We start from the raw sequence: 20077 nt of genomic DNA on the forward strand, positions 1-20077 counted from the left end.
CCAGTACGGTCATCTCGACCTCAGGAACTTACTTATCCACCGGCGCTAAAATTTTCATTTCCGACAAGCCGACATTTGACCCGCTTCCACCGGATACCTGGAATTTGACCCATGTCACCGTCTTGTCAGGGAAAGTTACAGAATAAGCGCTCCCGTCATTTGGGATTCCTGAAACCGTCAAAGTGCTTCCGTCGCTGAAGGTAAGCGTTCCGCCGGGCGCCCAGTCCGTTGTGTTGGGCCGATCATGAAAGATAATCTTGTTGAACGTTTGATTCGTCGTCCAATTCACCTGGATCCATGGATTCTTTTCTCCCTTGGAGGCCCATTCGCCATTAACCGCTTGCCCTATGCCATCAAATACTTTGTCGGGAGTAAAACTGGCATTGTAAATCGATGAAGCGGTAACTGCGGCGGTCCCCACTGGGATCCTATTAACAGTTACTCTAATGCTTGTTGTCAATGGAACGCTGTTCGGGTTTGCGACTCCAATAGGCAGAGTTACTTTTCCTGTTACCGTGAAGGTCTGCGCCGTCGTGGAAGTTGGATCGTAGCTTGCACTATTTACATCCCAATTCACACTGGCATCCACATTTCCCCCATCGGTTACAAGGGCTACTTTAGCAGGCAATCCAAGAGCTTCCGCTGTCTTCGCCGTTCCAATGGCCGCGTCTATGTCAGCAGGCGCAGTGATGCTACTCAATTTTTTTTCTTGAACCTCTGTCAATTCAAACCAGTTCAATCTCCAAAAACCTGTATTTGCATTCAGCCTTATTTTATGTGAGCCTTCACTCAGTTTGACCGTATCGGAAGAAAAAGTGCCATATTTCCAACTCCCGGTTGAAAATGGGGTGCTCGTTTGAGGTACTCCATCTACCTGGAATTCAACCTCTGCCGGACGCCATGTTGCCACCCTATAATTTACTTGATAGAATCCCGATTTTGCCACATCTACGTTATATTCCATCCATTCGCCTTTTTCTATAGCAGTCACCACCCATGCGGGTCCGCCATCATAATTCGGAAAATTTCTAAATACAGAATCCGTTTTTTTCGAATTGTAGTTTTCACCTTCTATCCTTCCTGGCACCGATGCTGAACCAGGCATTACATCTAAAATATTTACATTATAGCTGGCTGTCTTTCCACCTAGAGTCACAGTAATTGGCGCTCCTTCTTTAAGAGTGGAACTATTAAAGCCGGTAATATTATCATCCGTTACGTTCTCCACTTTTGTTGTTCCATCGCTGTAAGTGCCTGTCACAACCAGCCCGTCTATATTCAACCAATCTCCCAGCAGGTAATTCAACTTTGTTGGCAGTTTAGTTATTTCGATGCTTTGTAACTTAACGTTAGAAGTCTCGTTGGCAATTGCCATGATCTGATCTGTAGACAATGCTTGATTGTAAACCCTTACTGCATCAATACGTCCATTGAAGCTTTGTTGGCCTCTACTGTCTGCACCGATATACGTTCCCGTTGTTGGCGTAGAAGGATCTGTTGTATTATTGGTTACCGGTGTGCTCTTGCCATTGATATAAAGCTCCCAGGTGCCGTTTCTTCTTGCCGCCGTGATATTGGTCCATTGGCCCACCGTCAAAGCAGTCTGCGATCCAAGGATCGTCTGCCCGTTGATCGCAATGGACACCTTATCGCCTTGGTCATGATCCAGCATGATTGAATATCCATTGGTAAGTCCATCTCCGTTGGACAATATTTGTTGAGATCCCGAAGTTGCGCCATTCCACTTCACCCAGGCTGTTAGCGTTACATTGTTCTTTTTATTGGATACAAGATCTGTACTTGCATAATTACCGTCAGCACCGTTCAGGCTGAGTGAAGCAGAACCTTCCATTTTATCCGTCTTATCATAGGCAGCACTTCCATGCAAGGTTGCATTCAACCCATTCTTGATACTGTCGTTGCCATTGCCGTTAAATCCCCACATATTTTTGGGATCTTTACTATCCATAATTTGGGATTTATCTATGTTAACGCCCGCTGCGTCGCCATCGCTTTGTATGACGATCTTGTTATTTGGACCCGGATTCAGCTCAACAGGTACCGCCAATTCGTTATACGAGCTCATGCTTCCGGTAGTCGGTAAGCTGAGCGTCTGTACTTTGGCACCATTTACATATATTCCCTTAGTAGCATTGGCAGCATCGGTAGCATACCTTATTTTCAATATTTTATTGCCGCCAGAAGCTCCTCCGTCAACCTTGAGCGACTCGATATATGCGCTTCCATGGTTCATATTCACATACTTGCCGCCGGACGGATTTATGTCGTCGCCAGAGGTCGCATTTGCGAACACACTATCCTCGGCTTCATACATGCCGGTTGTATTCGGGTGCAGACTCATAGTACCTTCCCATATGGTTTTTTGTGTAGTTACATCCCTTCCCTTTATATGCACCTTGTCTTTATAGACATCAAACATCATAGCTTGACTATTTAAAACGGCACCGTCTCTTAATGCAGTGAATTTATCCGCGTACATGTTGCCTTGTATCTTGATATCGTCGTGAAGATGTCCTGTTGTTAAAATAACCTGTGGATATTTTTCAAGGATTTTTCGGAACTCCTGATCCTGTGCAGTTCTTTGATAATAACCATTCGAAGAATATGACTTGGATACAGTCTGGTGAATAGGCTCATGCATGAACACAAAAATCGGCTTGTCCGGTTCAGCATTTGCAGCAAGCGTGCTTTCCAACCAGGCTAACTGTTCGTCGGACATATACGCGTAATAGGACGGTTTCGTATCATACCCTAAAAATATAAAGTCATAGTCTTGTATTTCCCGGTGGTAATACACCTTCTTTTCTGGTATTTCTGCCTTTTCTATAAATCTGTTCTTCGCTACATTATAATCCGACTGCCAATCATATTCATGATTTCCTATTGTATAATACACCGGCGGATGATCTTTTACAGAATCGATAGCATTTTTTATGGCGTCATATTCACCGCTATCCCCGCGCTCGGTTATATCCCCGTTTAAAACTATTGCACTTGCATTATTATTTTTAGCATCCGTTACAGCTTTAGCCGTTTTACCCGTATTGGTATGCGTGTCCGACATTGACATGAAGCTGAAGATTGGATCTTCCGTAGTGTTTTCTGTCACTGCTGCAGAGCTTTCTGCCGCAGTACTGCCTACTACACCCGCCAGGGCTACATTCAGCAGCATGAGTGATAGAAATGGCTTTTTTAACCTTTTAAGAAATAGCATAATTAAACCTCCTGTTATTCTATGTAATACTCAATATGAAATGGCCGTTTGTCGTCTTGCTTAGCCCGTTAAGGAGTCCCTTTGAGAGGTTGAAAATCAGGATTTTATAATACCTGATCACTTAGCGGGAAAAATTCTCGTTTTGACAGCGGGCCCCCGTTAACGTCGAATCTTGTTGTCCCTCCCTCTTCTTAAAGTTTTTGAGCTAAATTCGCAAGCATTGATCCTATACAACTCTTGCTGAAAGATTTCCACCCAATTTAGCATATCAACTCATTGATACATTCCAATTGCCGGACATTGTTCTAAACCACCACCTCCAGAATCAAATTTACATATCTGCTTAATGGTAAGTGATATAGTTTAATAGTGTGTAAATTCAGTGTAAATTTTTGCAACCATGATAATTGTTTTAACTATTGGTTTAACTATATAGTTCAAAAGGTATATCCTGTGTAGACAGGATTTAACGAATATTCAAAATAACAGACTCACCCTGTTCATAAGAAAAAGGGGTTGTGATAACCATCTTTATCGTTTGACATAGGCTAAATTTTCCATTATCATCAACTCAAACTTATTTACGGGGAGAAGTAAAGATGAAAATTTATGTTGATGCAGATGCTTGTCCGGTAAAAGATATCATTATCTCTGAAGGTACGAATGCTGAAATTCCTGTTACCCTTGTTACTAGCTATTCTCATTTTTCTAATGCGGAACAACCATCAGGAGTGGAAACCATTTATGTTGATTCTGGAGCAGATGCTGCGGATTATCGGATTATGAAGTTAGCAGAAAAAGGAGATATAATCGTTTCGCAAGATTATGGTCTTGCTTCGCTAGGTTTAGCAAAAGGGTGTGCGGTACTTCACCATAATGGGTCTAGCTATACAAATGAAAACATTGACCAATTATTACAAACACGTTATTTGAGTGCAATGGCTCGAAAAAGCGGAAAGCGTACAAAGGGGCCAAAACCATTTACATCAGAAGATAGGGAGAAATTTAAGAGGCTTTTTAAAAAAGCGATTTCACATTAATAAGTACCGTTCATTTTTAAGAAAAACCTAAAAAAAATTGTGACAAATATTAAACTAACCTCCCCATTAGCTAAAAAAACGAACTCCTTTAAAGGAGCTCGCACACGTTGGGTCATTAAATAATTGTCTTTATTCAGCATTCGCTATATTTCGGATAGGTGACTTTAACTATTTCTCGTGGGGTTATTTTCAACATCCGTTTTTTTTGTACCTTTACTAATATAAGGTTTTGAACTCTTTTTTTTGTTTGCACTAGCTTGCCAACGATTCCACCCCTTCTTGTCTGTTCCTCTCCCTGTTCCACCTTTTCCTTTAGCTTTACTCATAAAATCACCCCATTATTATTCTAGGTTGAGTTACCTATCTCGTTAGTTTTAGTCATTTTACTCGGTTATTAACCAAGCATATTGCAATAAATAACATCCTTCCAGTCACCCATACTATTGTGTAGAAACAATAAACTAATATCGACTTCACGGAATTTCCTTTTTTCACTAACCTGACCGTAACTATAAGTACATTCCTACACAATCTCTACATTAACATAAATATATAAATCTTCATCCAAGTGTTATTTAATTATCTTCCCCGATCGTGGAATAATAAAAAATCCTGCATATCAACACAGGATTTTTAAATATGATCCAATCATTTATTTATTTTTTTGCGGGAATCCTAATGTTGATTCTCTTTTGATTAGCCGCACGTTTAAGTCAAAATTCGGTATATCTTCAAAGTCGTTCTCAATCAGTCTAATTAACTTATCCGTTGCTGCTGCACCAATGTTATAAATCGGTTGTTCAATGGTAGTGATTTCAGGTTCTACAATTTCAGTTAGCTTTATTCCATCAAAGCCTATGACAGCAACATCTTTTGGCACATTAATATTAAGTGTTTTTAATGCTTTTAAAGAACCTAATGCCATTAAATCATTTGCAAGAAAAATCCCATCTACATGTTGATGTTCCTTCATCAATTTTGCTGTTAATTGCATGCCGCTTTCTAAAGAGAAATCCCCCTCAAGCAGTATTAGCTCATGTTTATCCAATCTGCGTATTGTATCTAAATATCCCCTCACCCGATCGATTGAAGGGGAAAAAGATTTGGGCCCACTAATATGAGCTATTTTCTTGCAGCCAATTTCTATTAAATGTTCAACAGCCATTTTTGCTCCATGATAATTGTCTACTCCAATGGAATTCGATGAATCAAAATTAACTGCACGATCCACTCGTACGAAAGGAATTTTTGAACCCTCTAAACCTTTGAGAACCTCTTCATTAACCTGAAAAGATGCTAATATAAAACCATCTATATATCTGCTCCTAAAGCTTTTCCAAAGTTGAGCATCCTGCAAATCATCTTCATGTGAATTAACTAAAATTAAGCTGTATCCATTTAATTTTGCAACCTGTTCAATCGCTGTTACTAAATCAGGGAAGAATGGATTAGTTAGATCAGGAATGATTAATGCAATAGTGTTCGATTTTTGCTTAGCGAGACCTCTGGCAATTTCATTCGGTTTATAATCAAGCCTATCCATTACCTCTTGAATCTTCTTCTCTTTATCCTCGCTAATGTAACTATTATTGTTGAGGAATCTTGAAACAGTTGCGACTGAAACACCTGCCTCTTTTGCCACTTCTCGAATTGTCACTTTATTCTTCTTCACATATGTTCTCCTCAATTGTACTAATCATTACATGAAAAAAAGGTTTGGAAATGGAAATGAATTAACCATATTATATCCCAAAACCAAACCTTTTTCATTTTTTGTATGAAAATTCACTTAATTTATAGCCTGAAATTGAAATGTGTGAATCCTTGAAACACCTGCCTCCAAACATCCATATCCATACATTCCATACGAAAGACGTGAATCCGATGTTTGAATGAGAATCTTATCATCTATAGAAAAAGTAATATTTGAGCCTCTACAGGTAATTTTGAAGTGATAACTCTTTCCAAGTTCCCATTGAAATGGTACGCTTTCTAGACGCTTTAAGCCAAAATCATTTAAAATAAGAGATACCTGTCCTTCGCCATCCAAGCCAGCTAAGTAATGGCGCTTAACACCTATCGCTCTAAAAATGACACAATGGCTAAAGCCGCTCTCAGGTGTAATTACTGCCCCCACGATGAAATCTTTAGCATAATAATTCCCGGTGTAAGAAGAGCATTCATTAATGGACTCACACTTCATGCTGCCATCGTCTAAAGTCCATTCCCCGTTATTATGTGCAAACGGAGTAATACATTTAAATTCAACACTTTGCTTTTCGAAATCTATCGAATAATCCGCATTGCCCGAAATATGAAATTGGTCAAGAAAAAATCTGCCAAATGCACGATTCGTTAAAGTTGAAGGACTCTGGACAATATAACCGATTTCATCAATAAAATCTCCATCCGTTTCTGGAATAATAAATTCAATATGGTTCCAGTCTTGATTCTTTAACACAACCGGTTGTAATCTTATTTCATCCTGTTTATAAGTTTTTCTAACATATGGGGTTAGGATAATCGTATCCCCTTGCCATTGATCGAGGAAAATTTTCACTGATACAGTTTGGTCGCTATAGGCTGTTGGAGCGAATGTTGGTTTATACTTTTCATCATTAAATTCAGCACGTCTATAAAAAGGCTTATAAAAGATTTTACTTTCATCGACTTCTACCATTCTATCAAACATGACTTCCAGAGAGCCAAGGCGATTGTATCCTTTTTCTTCACTGTATTTAAGTATCGTTTTACATGAATTATTTGTTCTAAAGCCATGTGTAGAACCTGGGAATGAAAAATCGAAATAGACTTCCCCATTTTTAACACTATCGACCAATGATTTAGGCGGTTCCATGCCAGACACTCTATACCCTAGAAGTGCTAACTCTTTCGCAAAGGTTGGGATATCTAAATTGTTCAAGTAACCAGATACACTCGAAGTCACAATATGATCATTGATTGGTTTCCGGTAATGATTTGGGATGTCTTCAATTCCATAAAGCACACCTACAATCGTTCCAACGTTTCCAGCATTACAGTCCGTATCCCATCCGCACATGGTCGCTATTTCAATTGTTCTTGCAAAACTTCCCTTCCCATATAAAAGAGAAAGGACACAGACTCCTGCATTAGGAATAATATGACATATACCTGGGTACTTGTCATAACCCCATTCATCTTCAAGATATTGACGGCATAATCTAAAATCATTTGGATGTTTTTGATGAAAATTAACGACTGCCTGAACAACCTTAGCATATAACGAATCACCTGGTATAGTGCTTAGACCAGCTTCAATAACTTCTTCAATAGATGAAGCTGAAAAGGCTTTTGAAATACATGCCGCTATAAACCTTGCACCGAATATACCATTTTTATCATGAGATACACTTGCAGCCATTTCTGCATAGTGTGCAGCTTTTTCAATATTATTAGGGTATAGTAATCCCCAAGTATCAATGAAAATTTGCCCTCCTATCTGTTCAGCTAAAATGATGCCATTCAAGTCAGCTGAACCAGAGCGAGGTGCTGGAATCCCTTTTTTCAAATTGTTATATGCCGTGTGTTCGGTACTGACGCCTTCTCCACCCCACCAAAACATGCCAATTCCATCTCTAGCATAGTTCAGCCATGCCTTTCCGATATCCTCAGCTGTTACTTCACGGTCTATTGCGTCATCATACAATGCTCTAATAAAGAAAATCGGTCCATTTGCATCATCATCTGCTGCAAACATTTTATAGTCTTTCACATACCCTTTAATTTCACCATAAAATTGATGTATTCTTTCAAGTGTCCATTCAATAGGCTCAACTGGTGCTCCTAAACGGATTCCAACATTCATGCCTAGAAAGCCTGCATATACTTTTTCCAAGTAATTTTTGAGAATCAATCGATTCACTCCCATTTCTTAGCAGTACTCTTCGAAGTATTTTTTTCTTCTTTCGTTTAACCGTAAGTCCTCCATAATAATTCCTTCTGCAACTTCAGAAAAAGAATCTGACAATTGGATAAGATTCATTTTGTTTGTTTCTTCTAGAAGCTTTACATCTTCTTCACGTATAACTCGATCTCCATACATGGCTCCAAGAATAACACCAATCATCACTCCGATTGAGTCTGTATCTCTCCCAGAATTAATTCCATCATATATAGATTGATAGAATTCACCATCATTTAAGACAATAAATGCTAATGCCATCGGCAATTCTTCAATTGAAAATAACCTGCTTGGTGTGTAATGGTTAGAAGGAATTCCAATTTTCTCTATTTTTCTATGAACATCATCTTTCATTGGTGAATATTTGACCATGATGGTCTGGAATGATTCGATTACCTGATCCATTGTTGCTTTCTGATCACGAAGCTGTCTGGCTGCCAATGTTATATCAATAATGGCTTGTTTTGTACCATCCTTTGCATAATAAATAGCAGTTTCCACAATATCATTTATGGTAGCGCTTTCTTCAAAGGCCTTAGCTACACAAGCTGCCAAAACACCGGCAGCTTCTAATCCATAGCTGCTTTGATGACCCATCGCAAACAAGATTGCTTCATCATATGCAGACTTCGGGTTACACGCATTAACAATCCCAATTGGGGAAATATACATGGCGGCTCCGCAATTGATCATATTTCCAATACCCGCTTCTCTAGGTTCACAGTTAGCTAACACGTGACGGATATAGATATATTTTTCCGGATAAAATAGGCGATCAATGATAAGCCCTTCTTTGCCAAACTCAGGTATATATGTTTTTTTACAGGAAATCTCTTTAACGAATTCATTGCCAAGATCATAGGCGTCAAGATGTCTTTTTTCCTTCAAATAAACATGGATTAATGCTGATGTCATTAACGTGTCATCCGTCACGATACCATTTCCGCGCATCTTCCCGAGGGTGACATCAGCTGGTGCATTTGCTTTATACCATTCTGTCTTCAAGGATTCAACACGGCCGTATTTTTCTTTGATTTGCTCATAGCTTAATTTTTCAATTGTTGCCCCTAAGGCATCACCTAGAGCTGTAGATAAGATGACACCCCGGACCCGTTCCTGAAATGAAATCATTTAAAGAACTCCTTATTTAATGTTTTCGTTTGCATATTTTGTTAATTCCTCTCCACCCGCAGCGTTCCATTCTTTAACGAATTTTTCAAAATCGTCTACAGGGCGTTTACCAGTAATAATATCAGTTGCATACTCTTTGTAGAGATTTTCCATAGCATCCCATTTTGACACATATTCCTCTGGTATAATAAAGCTATTATCTTCAGCATAATACTCTTTTGCTAATTCCTGTGATTTCATCGCAGGCTCACTTAACAAAGGTGTTTTCAATGGCTTTTCTGTTTCAAAATCAGAAGGTTCAAAAAATTTCGCATACCATTCATTGTAATATTTTTGAGTAAGTTCGATTTGCCCATCTGTAATGTTATAATGTTCTTTCTCAAATCCAAGTCGATCCAACATTTGGCCTTTTGGACTCGCAAGATAATCTAAAATTTGAAAAACGGTTTCTTTATGTTTCGACTGTGATGAGATTGCAATTCCTCTAGGTTCTTTCGTAATATCTGTTGGTGCAAATCCTTGGGATTCACCTTTAGCTGGTGGGAGAACAACTAATTCTGCCTCTTCTCCATTTACTTGGGTCATTTTTCCATTATAAATATCGATAACTTTTCCAGATGTACCAACAATTACTCCTGTTTCACCATCATAAAATGCCTTTTCTTTCGTATCCCATTGTTTTGTTAAGTATTGAGGATCAAGAAGTCCTTCATTATATAATTTATTGTAGAATGTTAACTTTTCTTTTTCTTTGTTAGATGCTTTTGAATATTCATAAGTTCCATCTTCTTTTTTCAACCAGGTTTGATTAATGCCAAATGCCATTTCAAAAATAAAATCCAGCTCCGTAATATCTCCTGCCACTGTTACTGCATTTGCCGGTTTTCCGCCACCTGGTGCACTAGCTACTAGTTCTTTAAAGAATTTGTAATAGTTATCGATTGTCGGATTTTCCATCAATTCTTTAGAGCTCGATAATTGATTAAACCAGTCTCCTCTTACAACAGGTGTCTTAGAATCAAGAGGCTTAATCCAAAGTAAGTAAGGATAATTATTTAATCTTTTTTCATTGTATGGCTGTAAAATATTTTTAATATGTTTTGATTTTTCAATATAAGGAGTCAAATCTTCTAGCAAATCTTGTTCCGCAATTTGCTGATCTCCACCTTGGAAATAAATCATATCGGGGATATCGCCGCTAAATAGCATCAAGTTTAATTTCTCAGCATAATTTCCTTGTGGTACTTCCACTAATTCAAACTTTACATCAATCTTTTCATCTTCTTTTAAAGCTTTTTCTAAATTAGAAAAATAAGCTTGTGCTACTGGATTAGATGGACCTTCATCTTTGTAAACAACTCTGATCGTTGTTTTTCCATCTTTTTCATCTTCCTTTACTGTTGCTTTATCTTTACAGGCAACGAGACTAAAGGTTAAAAGCATTGCAATAAATAAAACAAAAATCTTCTTCACTCATTTTTCCCCCTCTAAATATTAAATTGTTTTTTTACTAGATTGCTTGAAGCTAATTAGTCTTTGACACCCCCTTCAAGCGCACCCTTTGCATAATATTTCAGAATAAGCGGATATAAAATTAATAGCGGCACCATTGAAATAATGATCGTTCCCGCCTGAAGCGAAGAAAAATCAAGACTGGCGATTTTATCATATGAAAGAACCGTTTGTGCGCCTAATAGTGACGTATTATCCTGTTGGACGACAAACTGTCTTAATACTACCTGTAAAGGGTATTTGTTAGGATCAGTAATATAAATGGTAGCTCTAAAATATTCATTCCAATGATAAACTCCGTAAAATAATCCTAATGTGGCAAGAGCAGGCTTAGATAACGGGAGCATAATTCTTGTGAAAATTCTAAAATGTCCTGCCCCATCAATTCTAGCTGCTTCAATAATGCTATCTGGTACGTCTTCAAAGAATCTCATCAATATAAACAAGTAATATACATTGATCGCCTTATAAAGGATAAGAGATAAATACGTATCTAATAGACCTAAATCTTTTACTAATAGGTATTCTGGAATAAGGCCCGGTTCAAAAACCATAATGACAATCAAAAATACGATGACGAGCTTTTTTCCAACAAAATTGGTTCGTGCTAATACATAAGCTGCCATTGCAGTTAAGAAAAGATTAAGCAATGTTCCAACAATTGTAATAAATAATGTATTGAATATACTGCGGACAATTAATGGATTTGAAAATAATACCTCGTAGTTAATTAGTGAAAACCCTTTTGGAAGAATATCTAATCCATCCAACTCGTGAACCTTGAGCGGGTCAGATAATGACATAGCCACCAGGTTCAGAATCGGTACTAGGACTGATAGGGAAAGCAAGAATAAAACGATATATATAATCCATGTTGACCAGTTTAACTTCTTCAATTTAAATCACCCACCCTATTACCAAACTCCCTTGCCAGTTAAACGTTTGGATATGAAATGTGTACCTAGAACTAATATGACACCGATAAGACCCTTAAATAAGCTTGCTGCAGTGGCATAAGCATATTGGCCATTCAGGATCCCAATTCTATATACGTAGGTATCCAATATATCGATCACACTAAGAACAGAGTCATTCATCAAGTTAAACACTTGATCAAATCCAGCATTCATAAAGAAACCAAGGTTTAGAATAAACACTGTCACAATTGTACCTGTCAACTCTGGTAAAGTAATATATCTCATTTGTTGAAGATTTGTTGCTCCATCAATACGTGCTGCTTCATATAAGGATGGACTTATCTTCATTATGGCAGCAAGATAAATGATCGAATCCCAACCGGCGCTTCTCCACATTTCAGAGAAAACTAAAACCCACCGAATATGATCTTTGCTTGTCATAAAGTCAAGGGAAGGCAGCTGGAAAAAGTTACGGATAACATTTACTCCGCCATCTGCTGGATTTAATAAACTAATCCATATCCCTGCAATAACAACCCAAGACAAGAAATGGGGCAAGTACACGACAGATTGAACATATTTTCGAAATCTCCCATTCCGTACTTCAATAATCAAAAGTGATAAAATGATGGGGATAGGAAAGAAAAAAACCATTTTCATCGTACTTATAATGATCGTGTTCTTTAAAACATCAAAAAAAGCAGGAGAACTGAATAGAACCTCAAAATGTTTCATTCCAACCCATTCGTTATCTCCAATGATGCGATAATCCTGAAAAGCTAGTTTCATCCCAATTAAAGGCACGACATGAAAAGTAACAAAATAAATAAGAGCAGGCAAAAGCATTAAATAGATGACCCAGTCTTTTCTGATCCTAGTAAATATGGCCTTTACTTTCATGGTCAAGCCTCTCTTTCATTAAAGAATCGACCTCTTTTCGATATGGCATTCCAGCTTGAGCTCCTTTTTTTGTAACAGAAAGCCCTGCTGCTGCATTCCCAAATTGTATGCTATCGAATAAATTTTTCCCTTCACTGATCGCTACTGCAAATGCACCAGAAAATGTATCTCCGGCCCCAGTTGTATCAACTGCCTCTACTTTTACAACTGGAACATTTATACATTTCTCACCATTAAAGTAGGCCACTCCCTTTGTACCACAAGTAATGATGAGTTTATTTGGATATTTTCTTAAGCAGTCGACCATCTGATCTTTACTGTTTAAGACCATTTCAAATTCATGTTCGTTTGGAGTTAAATAGGTTATTTTTTCAATGATTTCTGTTTTCATTTTTCTAGCTGGAGCAGGGTTAAGAATGATCGTTTTCCCATGGTCATAAAGAATCGGAACAATGTGTTCAATCATTTCGATAGGAGTCTCTAATTGAAAAAGGGTAACATCATACGAAAGCAGTTCAGATACTACTCTATTAATATAAGAAACATCTGTATTTTTATTAGCCCCAGGAACAACTAAGATCCGATTATCACTATTACATAATTCAATAAAGGCCGCTCCGCTTGGAGTATCCTTTACCGTATGAATATAGGATAAATCTACCTCTTCTTTTTCCATTTTTTCTTTTAGAACCTTGCTATTCTCATCGTCCCCGATTGAACCGAATAAGGATACTTCCCCTCCTAGACGTGAAGCCGCAACTGCTTGATTAGCTCCTTTACCTCCTAAGGATATAAAGAAACTTTTCCCTAGCACTGTTTCTCCTAATTTTGGTAATCTATCTGTTTCTATAAAATAATCAATATTTATACTGCCAACTACAGCTATTTTTCCCATTAAATATCACCATCCTAATCTATCATTATCTTCATTAAAGGAGCGTGTTGCTGTGCACCGTATACATCTCTATCTCCAATTGTTCCTGAAGAAATGTCTCTTGCAATAGTGATTTTAATCCCTAAAGCTTGGTCAAAAAAGGCAAGATGATGTACTTGATCTTCGGAAATATTATATAAATTACAAATTGTTTCTGTATTAATTCTTCCTGATTGCTTTACTTTCTCATACTTTTCTTTTGAATCGAACAAGATGTCTAACGTGATCTCAAACGGTCCGGAGTTTTTACTTCTCAATACTTTTGCTAAATCAAATAAAGATGCCATATTATCTCCCGCCTATAGGTACTCAATTTTGAATGGGTTTTCATTAATTTCCATGAGATGATAGATGGAAAATTCAAATACTGGACCGAACTCCATATCGCTTGGAGCAAATGGAAAGGCAAGATTCCCAGCCGTTGACTTTCTTTTTTCATAACCATAGTGCAAGAAGGTCGATCTTACAGTTGCACAAATACTATTAGCTAATTCTTGGCTCTTAGCAATAACTTCAAATAACACACCAATCTCATGCCCGTTAAAATGTTCCTTTTCCTTTGAACCAAGTACGGCGTTCATTCCATAGTTATAAAATTGTATTTGATACTCATCTCTATTAATTTCTGGATAATAGTCAGAAACTTGCTCTTTTACTTTTTGTTCAATTTCCTCAATATTTTCGATTAAAATAGGATCTCTTACGCCAGCAATAACAAAAGTCCTGTAAGCGACCCTTCTTGCTCCTTCAAGCTTTATATATGTTTGATCTGTATTAATTAACTTACTCTTTGTTACTTGAACAACACCATCTTCTATTTCTTTAAATTCACATTCACTTAAATCGAGAATTATTCCTGGTCCATGCAAGAGATAAGGATGCTCTTTTTCATAAAAAGTATGAGCAGCAACAGTCATTGGTGTACACTTTCTGGCTGGATTTAGAGATTGTACTGTAAATGAATGATCATAAATCGTTCCTACTATACTATCTTTCGTTGTTCCTGGCTCTGCACATAATGCCCCGCACTCTAATATCTTTCCTAGATGATAGGAAAGGCCGGCATCCTTTTGATGATAAATTCCGATAGCAGCAAACGGAGATGGATCATATGCTCTTCCGCACACGATAATATCACTATTATTCTCTAAAGCTTCCAAGATTGGTTCATGCCCCATTTGAGCTACAATATTACAAGTATCTTTAATAACTTCCGCTTCTAGAGGTTTGATATTACGGCTTAAAGGTTTAATCCTCCCTTGTTGGTTTGCTTGTAGGATCTCCTCTTTTGTAAAATCAGCCCAAATCACAGCAATTTTTGCATCAAGATTGTTTTCCGAAAGTATTTCCTTAATAATTTCTAAAGCCCATTCAACGTGAGGTCTTGCTCCCGCTCCTCCTGCAGACCCAATAATGATTGGGACCTTTCTCGGAACTCCATTTTTTATTATGATTTCTAAATCTTTTTTGGATGCTCTTCTGCTAACTATAGATACACCAGCACCTAATTTATGAGGACCTGCATCAGTAGAACCAGCATCAACCACAATCCCATGAATTTCTTTTTCCAGACCTTTAAGAAATGAATCTTCTGGAAAGCCGTAACCCAATATGCCACATGGTGATATGATTCGGATTTCTTCACACATATTATTATGACCTCCGTTATTCATTAGCTGATTAACTAAATATCATTAATTTCATCTCATATATGTAACCGGTTTCATATGATTCAAAAAAGAAAGCCATTCGAATATTGGCTATTATGTAATTTGATATGATATTAATTAAAAACTAAGTTAGTTCCATACAATATATAAATGTAACCGGTTTCATATTCCAATAATATATTTATTGTCTAACTGAGGCGATGAATTCTTTTTATTCATTTTTTTGTTTCTTTTCTGATTATATATTTTAAATTAGTAGAATAAATAAAAAATGAGGAACTAATCACTCAGATTAGTTCCTCACTTTTTCATTCCAATTCTTCATGGGGTCAGGTAGATTTTGGTTATTCGGCATGTGAATCATATCAATTTTTCTATCGCGTCTCTCTTTTTTGAGATCAAGATAAATCATTTTGGACAATCCTAGACCAACCTTTTCTGCATCATCAATCGTTGCTGAATAATAGACTTTATTAATACCCGCAAAATACATCGCAGTTAAACACATTGCACATGGTTCACCACTTGCATACATGGTACAATCACTTAAATCCAAAGTTTGCAGCATTTCTTGCGCCCTTCTTATCGCCAATAACTCTGCATGTCCACTGACATCAAAATGGGTATGAAGTTCATTTACCCCTTCAGCGATCACCTCTCCATTTCTTACTAGTACAGCTCCGAAAGGCTGTCCTCCCTGCTCTACATTTTCTACTGCTAATTGAATAGCTCTTTTCATGAATTGATCCATTAAAAGAACCCCTTTCTAAAATTTTAAGGATAATCATTCTTGCCTACATTTAAGCATCAAGATAATACTATGTCCAGTTTTATATTTCTAAGGTGATTCCGATTAAATTTTATTTTGGGGAAATCCTACAGTTAGAATTTTCACCTTATTTCATGTACAATAGTGCATATGTTTAGTATCTCTAAATATATTTTGTTTCTATAGAGAGTTACCAACAGGAGGATATGTGAATGAGTCAGCAGTTAGCAAAGGAAGCTCCACAAAATAAATCAAACTCAGAGAAGATTTGGACAAAAGATTTTTCATTAATAGTTCTGTCCAACTTTTTTGTTTTTCTAGGTTTTCAAATGACTTTACCAACCATTCCTCTCTTTGTAGAAGAGCTGGGAGGAAATGATCAATTAATTGGATTTGTTGTAGGGATCTTTACGTTCTCCGCACTTCTCCTTAGACCTTATGCTGGGCATGCATTGGAATCAAAAGGACGGCGCTTTGTCTATTTAACTGGTTTAATCATATTTGTACTGTCTATAGGATCTTTTGGCTTTGTTAATAGCTTAATATTTCTATTTATTATGCGAATTGTGCAAGGGGTAGGCTGGGGACTTTCTACTACCGCCTCTGGTACGATTGCAACTGATCTTATCCCTACAAGAAGACGCGGTGAAGGAATGGGCTATTACGGGCTATCAGGTAATTTAGCTTTAGCTTTCGGTCCATCATTAGGCCTTACTTTAGCAGGAGTTTTAACATTTAAGCAATTATTCTTAATTTGTGCCGTTTTAGGATTAGCTGCATTTATTTTATCTTCTTTCATTCGTTATAAAAAGGTCGAGCCAAAATCTGTACCGTTAAAAAAATGGGATTTTTATGAAAAGAGTGCACTCCCTCCATCCTTGCTCTTATTTTTCATAACCGTTACATTTGGAGGAATTGCCACCTTCCTGCCACTCTATTCAGTCCAAGAAGGTGTGGAAGGCATTCAATGGTACTTTCTGCTGTATGCTTTAGCACTCATGGTATCACGTACATTTGCCGGGAAAATCTATGATCAAAAGGGGCATCAAGCCGTTTTTATCCCTGGCACCATCTTAATATTTATTGCGATGGGGTTACTCGCATGGCTGCCAAATAGCTTCATTCTTTTCACTGCAGCGATTCTTTACGGTCTAGGCTTCGGTACAGTTCAGCCAGCATTACAAGCTTGGTCTGTAAAAGAAACGCCAAGCAATCGCCGAGGTATGGCAAATGCGACGTTCTTCTCTTTCTTTGACCTAGGTGTCGGGATAGGAGCGATTCTTTTCGGGCAAATCGCTCATTGGTTTGGCTATAGCGCTATCTATACCCTATCTGCCGTTTCTATTCTTTGTTCTATCCTTTTATATCTTGGTATATTAGCGAAAAATCGTCGTGCTAATATCCAATAAAAAACTGGCATTCGCAAAGTCCTTTTAGCGAATGCTTTTTTTAACATCACGATCTTACTGCTTCATTGCTTCTTGAAATTCTACTTTTAGTTTTTCAATGATTTTTTGGACGGGAAGGATCTACTTGATTTCATCTACTCTTGCACCAGCAAAAACGAGACCATTTTCAACATCACCTTCTACGGATTTAACCAAGGAATCGAGCGTACAAAAACGATAAGAGCAATTTTTAAGGCAATTATGGCATTTTGAAATTTTAAGTTTCTCTGATCCACTAATTATATCAGTGAAATTATTGGTAATTGCTCTTCCTTGTAAACCGACAGTCGTTTTAACTAAAATTGTATCTTCCTTACGAGCATTAACATATTTTTGCTTAAAAGAAAGAGGGGCATCACATTCCTCGCTTGCAACAAATCTTGTTCCCATTTGAACACCAGATGCACCCATTCTAAGTGCTTTAGCAATATCATAGCCAGTCATAATTCCTCCTGCTGCAATAACTGGGACGGAAACGGCTTCGACAATTTCAGGAAGTATGTCAAAAAGAGGCCTGTCAGTTCCTAAATGTCCTCCAGCTTCAAAACCTTCAACAACAACAGCAGCAGCTCCAAGTCGTTCAGAAATTTTTGCAAGTTTAGCAGAAGAGACAATTGAGATGACTGGAATTCCAGCTTGTTTCCCCCATGCATACATGTCTCTTGAAATCCCAGCACCTGAAATAATGAAATCAACTTTTTCTTCAAGTGCAGCTTTCATTTTTTCGGCAAAATCATTCATGGCAAACAATACATTGACTCCGATGTACCCTGTATCCTTTAAGAGACTTTTAGCTTTTCTAATATGTGTACGCATATCTTCAACTGAAATTCCTGTACCAGATATAATTCCAACACCTCCAGCATTTGCTACAGCTGAAGCTAGATTGCTTAATGAGATTCCGACGCCCATTCCACCCTGTAGGACTGGAACTGTAGGCATCATATGCGAGATTTTCAGTTGTGGAAAGTTCAATTAAATTCCTCATTTCATATAACTATTTTGTTTATTATTTCTAAGATGTCATAATAATTCCTCTTCTAATAGTTACATTTGTCATTGTCACGAAAAATTCAAAATACCTAAATTATTCTTTCTACACGGCTCCTTTAGGATAAGAGCATTTTAATTTACTGGATGAGTACCATTTTAATTCAGAGAAAGTAATCTCATTAGATTCTTTAAGATCATTAAAACTTTTCTAACGTTATTAAAAAAGGAGGTATCATCTAGAAAATGGGCTTATCGTTGTAAATCCGCATTTATCTTAACAGGTAATATAGAAAACCTTTGTTTATCAATGGTTTATTCATTGAAGTCATGTAAACACCGTATTCTTCTAGACAACGAGCCTTGCAGCATCCAATTCTACAACCGTTTGTTGCCTTGAAGACAAACAGAACGCCTTAAGGCGTTTTATGAAGTAGAAAATGCCTTTGTTCTTCTTTGAATGATTTATCTAGGCAAAGTTATTCGCTGTCTTCTCATTGTCAAGTGTTGCATCGAAATAAAGTTTGATCAAAAACACCATACAAACCTGTTTTTTATGGTAAATAAAAAAGAATCCATTTCAAAAAAAGATTGATCAAAATGGATTCCTCTTCAGCAGATTTAAGTTTGATTTTTATAAAAAAGTTTGATCATTTTCTACCTATGTTGTTCAACAATCCGGCCATTAATGGAATAACAAAAATGTGTTCTAAATCCTAAAATAACTTTATTCTTCTACAACTAAAGCTACCGTTACTCTATTTAGTTAGATAAGTTATACATTGGAAAAATGCTAGATGATACTCTCACGGAAGATCTTGCCTGTGGGAACAAAAATTGGAACGAGATCAGAATACTCCCATAAAAAAAGCTTTGTATCATTTTTTATTATTATTCTAGTGCCAAATGGCCGAGGATTGGGGAACTTACTGTTAAGGGGTAGCGCTAGGAAAATGTTTTCTAATATGATTACCTACCTCCCTTCCTGGTAGGACAATCAGAGCATTGACTACTTCCTTATCTTAAGCAAGCGTAATTTGTCATGTACCAATCAATTTTCATGAGTGTATCTGAAATAATTAAACAACGTTCTTATGTTCATCAAACTTTACACATTTATTGATGGGTATTTCACCTTCTGGAATAATAACTGGGACCGGCAAAAAACTGAGGTCTCCGGTAGAGGTGATAATGCGTTTAAACTCGATTCTTCCATTTAGATCAATATGTTCTCCCACTTCATACCTATGCATCTCATCACTTAGAATAGGAATAATAATAATGTTCTCTCCATTTATCATAATTCCTTGATGAACTCTAATAAAAGTGATGTAAGAGGAATTAAAACCACTACTTTTATATGATCGTCTCTTATAAATTTCTCCTTTTATTCTCAAATACCTCACCTTTTCTGAAGCTGACTTTAGCAAACAAAAATTTATGAAATACTTTTCAGTTGGGGTTCATTTTTAAATCCCTTTCAAGAGTGATACTTCAAGTATTACGCCGCATGAATACCATTTTGGCAACGTACCTTGAGGGACTAATTCTACTTCCAATTCTCCGATTAAAAACTGTCATTCAAAAA

The 20077-nt window shown here is 37.2% G+C and carries 16 protein-coding genes; 2 read left to right on the forward strand and 14 right to left on the reverse strand.

Annotated features, from left to right (window positions below):
- Window positions 1–28 precede the first annotated feature (28 nt).
- Window positions 29–3235 carry a DUF7402 domain-containing protein gene (locus KHA94_RS05875; RefSeq protein WP_213101138.1) on the reverse strand — a complete coding sequence of 1069 codons (3207 nt, stop codon included), beginning with the start codon at window positions 3233–3235 and terminating at the stop codon, window positions 29–31.
- Window positions 3236–3834: 599 nt separating this feature from the next.
- Here KHA94_RS05875 and KHA94_RS05880 point away from each other — a divergent pair.
- Window positions 3835–4275: a YaiI/YqxD family protein gene (locus tag KHA94_RS05880; protein WP_213101139.1), complete on the forward strand. Its 441-nt coding sequence runs from the start codon at window positions 3835–3837 to the stop codon at window positions 4273–4275.
- A gap of 164 nt (window positions 4276–4439) precedes the next feature.
- On the opposite strand, the gene KHA94_RS05885 is transcribed toward KHA94_RS05880, so the two are convergent.
- The 11 genes from KHA94_RS05885 to KHA94_RS05935 form a co-directional block, all read right to left on the reverse strand.
- Entirely contained in the window at window positions 4440–4601 is a 162-nt protein-coding gene (locus KHA94_RS05885; RefSeq protein ID WP_213101140.1) for a DUF3934 domain-containing protein, read from the reverse strand.
- Window positions 4602–4927: 326 nt separating this feature from the next.
- Window positions 4928–5947 (reverse strand): LacI family DNA-binding transcriptional regulator, encoded by a 1020-nt coding sequence (locus KHA94_RS05890; protein WP_213101141.1) that lies wholly within the window; start codon window positions 5945–5947, stop codon window positions 4928–4930.
- A gap of 117 nt (window positions 5948–6064) precedes the next feature.
- Window positions 6065–8179, reverse strand: coding sequence for an ADP-ribosylglycohydrolase family protein (locus tag KHA94_RS05895; RefSeq protein WP_338030709.1), 2115 nt, complete (start codon window positions 8177–8179; stop codon window positions 6065–6067).
- A gap of 9 nt (window positions 8180–8188) precedes the next feature.
- Complete coding sequence (locus KHA94_RS05900) at window positions 8189–9349, reverse strand: ADP-ribosylglycohydrolase family protein (RefSeq protein WP_213101143.1); 1161 nt, start codon at window positions 9347–9349, stop codon at window positions 8189–8191.
- Between the two features lie 12 nt (window positions 9350–9361).
- A complete protein-coding gene (locus KHA94_RS05905) occupies window positions 9362–10822 on the reverse strand; it encodes an extracellular solute-binding protein (protein ID WP_338030696.1) in 1461 nt (486 codons plus the stop codon).
- A 56-nt stretch (window positions 10823–10878) separates the two neighbouring features.
- Window positions 10879–11757 carry a carbohydrate ABC transporter permease gene (locus tag KHA94_RS05910; RefSeq protein ID WP_213101144.1) on the reverse strand — a complete coding sequence of 293 codons (879 nt, stop codon included), beginning with the start codon at window positions 11755–11757 and terminating at the stop codon, window positions 10879–10881.
- An 18-nt stretch (window positions 11758–11775) separates the two neighbouring features.
- Entirely contained in the window at window positions 11776–12678 is a 903-nt protein-coding gene (locus KHA94_RS05915) for an ABC transporter permease (protein WP_213101145.1), read from the reverse strand.
- Window positions 12653–13573, reverse strand: a complete 921-nt coding sequence (gene rbsK / locus KHA94_RS05920; protein ID WP_213101146.1) for a ribokinase — start codon at window positions 13571–13573, stop codon at window positions 12653–12655. Before rbsK ends, KHA94_RS05915 begins: the two co-directional genes overlap by 26 nt.
- A gap of 14 nt (window positions 13574–13587) precedes the next feature.
- A complete protein-coding gene (locus KHA94_RS05925) occupies window positions 13588–13899 on the reverse strand; it encodes a DUF4387 domain-containing protein (RefSeq protein WP_213101147.1) in 312 nt (103 codons plus the stop codon).
- Between the two features lie 12 nt (window positions 13900–13911).
- Entirely contained in the window at window positions 13912–15261 is a 1350-nt protein-coding gene (locus KHA94_RS05930; RefSeq protein ID WP_213101148.1) for an acyclic terpene utilization AtuA family protein, read from the reverse strand.
- Between the two features lie 313 nt (window positions 15262–15574).
- Entirely contained in the window at window positions 15575–16033 is a 459-nt protein-coding gene (locus KHA94_RS05935; protein WP_213101149.1) for a nucleoside deaminase, read from the reverse strand.
- Window positions 16034–16263: 230 nt separating this feature from the next.
- Between KHA94_RS05935 and KHA94_RS05940 the strand changes: the two genes are divergently transcribed.
- A complete protein-coding gene (locus tag KHA94_RS05940) occupies window positions 16264–17460 on the forward strand; it encodes an MFS transporter (protein ID WP_213101150.1) in 1197 nt (398 codons plus the stop codon).
- Between the two features lie 120 nt (window positions 17461–17580).
- On the opposite strand, the gene KHA94_RS05945 is transcribed toward KHA94_RS05940, so the two are convergent.
- Together KHA94_RS05945 and KHA94_RS05950 are read right to left on the reverse strand one after the other, a co-directional pair.
- Window positions 17581–18444, reverse strand: coding sequence for an NAD(P)H-dependent flavin oxidoreductase (locus tag KHA94_RS05945; protein ID WP_213101324.1), 864 nt, complete (start codon window positions 18442–18444; stop codon window positions 17581–17583).
- A 1124-nt stretch (window positions 18445–19568) separates the two neighbouring features.
- The gene (locus KHA94_RS05950) at window positions 19569–19886 is read right to left on the reverse strand and encodes a hypothetical protein (protein ID WP_213101151.1); all 318 of its coding nucleotides are present in this window, start codon (window positions 19884–19886) and stop codon (window positions 19569–19571) included.
- Window positions 19887–20077: the final 191 nt, after the last annotated feature.

The organism is Cytobacillus citreus (genome assembly GCF_018343665.1).
Lineage (GTDB): Bacteria > Bacillota > Bacilli > Bacillales > Cytobacillaceae > Cytobacillus > Cytobacillus citreus.

Bases quoted from the DNA above. Each gene is read 5' to 3' on its own strand.
- KHA94_RS05915 (WP_213101145.1), bottom strand. From the start codon at position 12,678: ATGAAAGTAAAGGCCATATTTACTAGGATCAGAAAAGACTGGGTCATC.
- KHA94_RS05885 (WP_213101140.1), bottom strand. From the start codon at position 4,601: ATGAGTAAAGCTAAAGGAAAAGGTGGAACAGGGAGAGGAACAGACAAG.
- rbsK (WP_213101146.1), bottom strand. From the start codon at position 13,573: ATGGGAAAAATAGCTGTAGTTGGCAGTATAAATATTGATTATTTTATA.
- KHA94_RS05875 (WP_213101138.1), bottom strand. From the start codon at position 3,235: ATGCTATTTCTTAAAAGGTTAAAAAAGCCATTTCTATCACTCATGCTG.
- KHA94_RS05900 (WP_213101143.1), bottom strand. From the start codon at position 9,349: ATGATTTCATTTCAGGAACGGGTCCGGGGTGTCATCTTATCTACAGCT.
- KHA94_RS05940 (WP_213101150.1), top strand. From the start codon at position 16,264: ATGAGTCAGCAGTTAGCAAAGGAAGCTCCACAAAATAAATCAAACTCA.
- KHA94_RS05925 (WP_213101147.1), bottom strand. From the start codon at position 13,899: ATGGCATCTTTATTTGATTTAGCAAAAGTATTGAGAAGTAAAAACTCC.
- KHA94_RS05945 (WP_213101324.1), bottom strand. From the start codon at position 18,444: ATGATGCCTACAGTTCCAGTCCTACAGGGTGGAATGGGCGTCGGAATC.
- KHA94_RS05880 (WP_213101139.1), top strand. From the start codon at position 3,835: ATGAAAATTTATGTTGATGCAGATGCTTGTCCGGTAAAAGATATCATT.
- KHA94_RS05930 (WP_213101148.1), bottom strand. From the start codon at position 15,261: ATGTGTGAAGAAATCCGAATCATATCACCATGTGGCATATTGGGTTAC.
- KHA94_RS05935 (WP_213101149.1), bottom strand. From the start codon at position 16,033: ATGGATCAATTCATGAAAAGAGCTATTCAATTAGCAGTAGAAAATGTA.